This window comes from Ideonella sp. P3_A4 (assembly GCF_056403075.1).
Window position 1 is genome coordinate 1 of the sequence record NZ_JBFUGE010000402.1, and the last position, 5,475, is coordinate 5,475.

The 5,475-nt window shown below is 66.3% G+C and carries 5 protein-coding genes; 2 read left to right on the plus strand and 3 right to left on the minus strand.

All coding sequences use genetic code 11. The annotated features are described in order from the left end of the window. Together AC1DYI_RS25175 and AC1DYI_RS25180 are read left to right on the plus strand one after the other, a co-directional pair. Positions 1 to 945 (plus strand): 3'-5' exonuclease (locus tag AC1DYI_RS25175; RefSeq protein ID WP_477206872.1); only part of this gene is annotated, 945 nt, incomplete at its 5' end. Between the two features lie 118 nt (positions 946 to 1,063). Next, positions 1,064 to 2,083 carry a diguanylate cyclase domain-containing protein gene (locus AC1DYI_RS25180; protein WP_477206873.1) on the plus strand — a complete coding sequence of 340 codons (1,020 nt, stop codon included), beginning with the start codon at positions 1,064 to 1,066 and terminating at the stop codon, positions 2,081 to 2,083. On the opposite strand, the gene AC1DYI_RS25185 is transcribed toward AC1DYI_RS25180, so the two are convergent. The 3 genes from AC1DYI_RS25185 to AC1DYI_RS25195 all read right to left on the minus strand — a co-directional run. Next, on the minus strand, positions 2,052 to 2,333 hold the full coding sequence (locus tag AC1DYI_RS25185; protein ID WP_477206874.1) for a hypothetical protein: 282 nt from the start codon (positions 2,331 to 2,333) through the stop codon (positions 2,052 to 2,054). The two genes, AC1DYI_RS25180 and AC1DYI_RS25185, sit on opposite strands and share 32 nt — an antisense overlap. A 233-nt stretch (positions 2,334 to 2,566) precedes the next feature. Further along, complete coding sequence (locus AC1DYI_RS25190; RefSeq protein WP_477206875.1) at positions 2,567 to 4,351, minus strand: hypothetical protein; 1,785 nt, start codon at positions 4,349 to 4,351, stop codon at positions 2,567 to 2,569. 362 nt (positions 4,352 to 4,713) lie between these two features. Then, a partial coding sequence (locus AC1DYI_RS25195) for a hypothetical protein (protein ID WP_477206876.1) occupies positions 4,714 to 5,475 on the minus strand: 762 nt, incomplete at its 5' end.

Consider the following 5,475-nt stretch of genomic DNA (forward strand, 5'->3'; position numbering starts at 1 on the left):
GTGCTATTCCGCTCGTCATCGCACAGTGCCGCGCTGGAGCTGGAACTCGCGCGTCGCAACATCCCGTACGTCAAATACGGTGGCTTGAAGTTTCTCGAAGCGGCGCATGTGAAAGACGTGCTGTCTCTGCTGCGCTGGGCCAGCAACCCGCGCCACCGGCTGGCGGGTTTTCGCGTGGCGCAGCTGGTGCCCGGCATCGGCCCGGCCAGCGCGCGGCGCCTGCTCGACGCGATGGATGCCAGCGCCGATCCACACGCCACGCTGCAAGCCTTCGAGCCGCCCACGCCTGCGCGCGGCGACTGGGCGCCGCTGGCAGCATTGCTGCGTCGTTTGAGTGAAGCGCCGGACTGGCCTAACGAGCTGGCCGCAGTGGCTGACTGGTATCTGCCGCAGATGGAGCGGCTGCACGACCACCCTGTGCCGCGCCAAGCCGATGTCGAGCAACTGGCGCGGCTGGCCAGTGGCCATGCCAGCCGCGAACGTTTCCTGACCGAGCTGACGCTGGACCCACCGCAAGCCACCAGCGACGAAGCCGGCGACCCGAACCAGGACGAGGACTACCTGATCCTGTCGACCATCCACGCCGCCAAGGGCCAGGAGTGGCCGTCGGTGACGGTGCTGAACGTGATCGACGGCTGCCTGCCCGGTGACCTGTCGACCGCGACGCGGATCCAGCTCGAAGAAGAACGGCGCCTGCTCTATGTCGCGATGACCCGCGCCAAGAACCACCTGGCGCTGATGGTGCCGCAGCGCTTCTACGTCACCCAGCAGCGCCGCTTCGGTGACCGCCACCTGTACGGCGGCCTGTCGCGCTTCATCCCGCCCGAGGTGGCGGCGCATTTCGACAGCGTCGGCCCCAGCACGCCGACCTGGGCCAGCGGCCCGCTGACACCGCCGCCCGGTGCCGTGCTGGATTTGGCGCGGCGGCTGCGCGAGCGCTGGTAGCCCCGGCACATACCGGCGGCACTGGCTATTGCCGGGCGTCGGGCTGTGGGAAGATCAAGCGCAGCCAGGGAGCGGCTAGCCTCCGATGCAGGGGCGGCCACCATGCGGTGGGGTGCCGATGCCATCACAAGACAAATTGCTCGAGGTCATTCAGCTGCAAACCGACGTGGCCGAACTGGGCCTGGATCTGGGCGGTGTGATGAACCTGGTGGTTCAGCGCACGCTCGCACTGGTCAGCGCGGACGGCGCCGCCATCGAGCTGGCCGAGCTGGACGACATGGTCTACCGCRCCACCTCGGGCATTGCCACGGCCAGCCTGGGTGTGCGCCTGAAGCGCTCCAGCAGCCTGTCCGGCCACTGTGTTAGCACCGGCCAGCCGGTGAACTGCACCGATGCGGAAAACGACCCGCGCGTCGACTGGCCCGCCTGCCAAGGCGTGGGACTGCGTTCGATGATTCTGGTGCCGCTGAAACACGCCGGCGTCACGATCGGGGTGCTGAAGGCCATGTCGGCCCGGACCGCGCACTTCAGCGACAAGGATCTGTCGTGCCTGGGCCTGCTGTCGGGGCTGGTGGGAGCGTCGATGTACTACGCCACCCGCTACGACAGCAACGATCTGTTCCACAAGGCCACCCACGACGGGTTGACCGGCCTGGCCAACCGCTCGATGTTCATGGACCGGTTGCGCATCGCCGTGGCGCAGAGCAAGCGGGACCTGCGGCCGGTCGGCGTGATGATGATCGACATGGACGGGCTGAAGCAGATCAACGACAGCCTGGGCCACCGCGCCGGCGATGCGGCACTGGTGGAGTTGGCGCGTCGCCTGGGCTCCTGCTCGCGCCAATACGACACCGTGGCGCGCCTGGGCGGTGACGAGTTCGGCATCGTGCTGGCCGCGCTGATCGGGCCGCAGGCAGTGGAAACGGTCGAGCAGCGATTGCGAGATGCGATCGCCGCCCCTTTCCGCTTCGATGAACAGGACCTGGTCCTGAGTGCCTGTGTCGGCACCGCCACCTGCCCGGCCGACGGCCATGAGATCGACCGCTTGATCGACCTGGCCGACAGCCGGATGTATCAGCTCAAGCGCGAGGCCAAGGCCGCGGCGCTCAAGGCGTCCACCAGTTCCCCGACACCGTGATCAGCACATGCATGCGAATCGCGTCGCCGAAGTAGTCGACGTGCGTGCCGTAGTCGCCGCCGGTGATCGAGGTCGACAGGCTGTTCAGCCAGCTCTGTGCGTCTGAGCCGCCCAGCATCGCGTTGACGGCCATTGGCGCCGTGAATGACAGGTCGTCGTAGTTGACGAAGCTGCTGCCGTTGGTGCCGTTCTTGATGTAGTAGCCGCGCGGATGCCGGTCGGCTTGCCGCTGGTCTTGCCCTTGAGCCACGAGACCATCTTCTGCTGAAGCTGTGCGAGTTCGGATCCTCGGGCGATCCTGTACCCACGTTTGGCTGGTGAATATCTGCATCGCCAAGTCGTTGATCGCCTCGCCGGTATCGCGCAGGTAGCACTGCGTCGGCTTGGTGTTGGCCGAGCTTGCGGCCCACGGGGGCGTCGAAGACGCGTTTGTGCCGCGTGTGCACCACGTTGTCTCCGCGAGCCCCGCCCTGATCCTTGACGTCAGTGCACCACCACCGGCGTGGGGTTGGTGTAGTAGGTTTTGATCTTGCCGGCCAGCCAACCGTGGTCGTCGGTGTTGCTGAAGTTCTTGATCACGTTGGTCGTGTTGCCACCGCCCCAGAGGATGGCGAACACGTTCTTCTTCGCCGCCAGCGCTAGCTTGCCGTGCGGCTTGCTCCAGTCGTAGTTGGCGGGCAGGCTCTTGTACTGGCGCAGGTACTGGCCGTAGTTGTCGTTGGCGTTCAGGCAGTGATAGGCCGTCCCGCCGCAGGCGAGCAGGTAGTTGCCGACGGCCGTGTTGGGGTTGCTGCTGCCCGGCCCATGAATCAGGTTGGACAGGTCCGCCGTGAGGTTGGCGTCGCCGAAGAAGTAGACCGGCGCGGTGCTGAACACGTACGAGCCCGGCGTGTTCTGGAACAGCTCGGGCTGCGGCTCCTTGGTGTTGGACAGGTGCGAGCCCGGGATCTGCCACAGCATCACCGGCAGGTTGCCGAAGTTCTTGCTGACCTGGCCGACCGCGGTGAGCATGTTGTCCCAGGAGCGCGCGTTGTACAGCGTCGCCGCACCCGGGGCGGCGCTGTCGTCCATCTCATAACGGTCGAAGAGGATGAAGTGCACCCCCTTCGCACCGCCCTTCGCCACCGCGTGCGGCGCGTTGGCCTTCAGCCACGTCGTCACCGGCCTCGAGAAGGTCGAAGCGACCTGGTCGGTGGTGAGGTTCTGGTGCGGCCAGAAGCCGCTGCCGGCAGCCCAGAGGTTTTCCTGCCAGCCGAAGGTCACGGCATCGTTGGGCGCCAGCGCGCGGATCAGCCAGTTGTTGGCCTGGACCCAGCCGTCGAAGCCGGCCGGGAAAGGCGGCGGGCTGTACTTGGCATGGTCGTAGCTGGGTTGGGCCACACAGGCGTCGAACCACTGGCCGACCTGGCTCTTGGCCGGGCCGACAGGCACTTCGTTGTTGACCGCGGTGTTCCAGTAGGCGTCGCCCTGGCTGTCGATGCTCCAGACCGGGTAGGTGTCGGTCAGCATCGCCTTCAGGATCTGCACCGGCGTGCCGGTGTAGGTCTTGCCAAGGTAGGGTGCCGAGGGCAGGCCGTTGGGGTTGGAGTGGTTGGTGTAGCTGCGCGAGGTCGTCATCAGGCACAGCGCCTGCGCGATCGCGGTATCGACCGCGCCGGCAGGCAGCGCCGCATTGACCGTCGCGATGTAGCCGTTCTGCTGGATCGCGCCGAGCAGGTCGGGGTTCATCAGCAGCGAGCCGTGGTACGCGTTGCCGTTCCAGGTGACGGGGTAGGTGGCGAGCATCTGCGCATCGGCCGCCAGCGAGGACAGGTGGCGTCCCATCAGGTAGCTGGCGTTCGGCATGCCCCCGGCCTGGCCGGGCGGGCCATTGGTGAAGTCGTCGGTGTTGAAGCCACCGCTCATCTGGGCGGTGTATTCGACGATGGCCACACGCATCGGGTGCGCGTTGATCGCACTCAGTGCATTGAAGTCATTGGTCATGCGCCAGGCGTTGGTCGGCGGGTCGATCACGCCCGGATCGCCATTGCCGTTGACGCCGGCGTACTTGAACACGACATCCACCGGGCGGCCGCCGAAGTCGTCATTGCCGCCGCGGGACGTCTGCGTCGGCGGCGTGATGTTCGGGCCGCCGATGGCACCCATGGCGATGAAGGACGGCCAGCCCGGCACGGACTGCGAGTGCGCCACAGGTGCCAGCGCGGCGGCCAGGGCGAAGGTGATCAGCGCGTGGCCGCACTGGGCGCGCGCTGGCGAGGTCATGGCCATGAAGGATCCTGTTCGGTGCTGCGGAAAAAGGCCGCGCCGGCAGAGTCGATCGTCATCACCGACCGCTCGCGATGCGCAGGCCGGGCGACCTCGTGGTCGTAGCGGCCGGCATTAGAACCAATTGAATACCAATAGTCTATTGGTATCGGCGCACGCTGTCACTGGTGGCAATACCAATTGGCCCAGATCCGGCTGCCACGCGACACGCCATCAGTGCCATTGGCCGGGTTCGAGCGGTGGCACAGGTCCATCGGGCAACGCGCGGCGCGCGCAGCGGTGACGCAAAAACGCCGGCGCCGTTTTACCGGCACCGGCGCGAACATGGCCGCCCACCCGCGGCCACGACGTCTCTCAACCCAAACTCAAGGCGTCCACCAGTTGCCCGACACCGTGATCAGCACATGCATGCGGATCGCGTCGCCGAAGTAGTCGACGTGGGTGCCGTAGTCGCCGCCGGTGATCGAGGTCCACAGGCTGTTCAGCCAGCTCTGCGCACCGGAGCCGCCCAGCATCGCGTTGACGGCCATCGGCGCCGTGAACGACAGGTCGTCGTAGTTGACGAAGCTGCTGCCGTTGGTGCCGTTCTTGATGTAGTAGCCGGCGCGGATGCCTGTCGGCTTGCCGCTGGTCTTGCCCTTGATCCACGAGACCATCTTCTGCTGCGGCGCCAGCATGTCGGTCTTGCCGTTGTTCAGCCAGCTCATCGCCAGACGCCACGGCGTGCGGCACGAGTTGTAGCTGAAGTCACCGTCGTGCTTGCCTTCGAGGTAGGTGCCCGACACCGGCACGAAGTTCGAGCCCGAACGGACCTCGAAGTCAGGCATCAACCCCGTCGAGCCGCTGCCGTGGCCGTACTGGTAGTTCACCGCGTTCGAGATCGTGTTGTAGACGTTGTTCCACTTGCTCGCGTTCGCGGTGTCGTACTTGGCGAACGCGAGGATGTGGCCGGTCATGAAGTCCGACGGGCGGGTGTGGTTGGCGTCGCCACCCGAGGCCCAGTCGCCCGGTGTCAGGCTCCAGTAGCTCTGGTTGACCTCGTAGTTCAGGATGTCGTGCATCACCTCCAGCGCACGGGCCTGGTAGTTGATGCTGCCCGACGAGCCCCATTGCACGTGGGCCAGCAG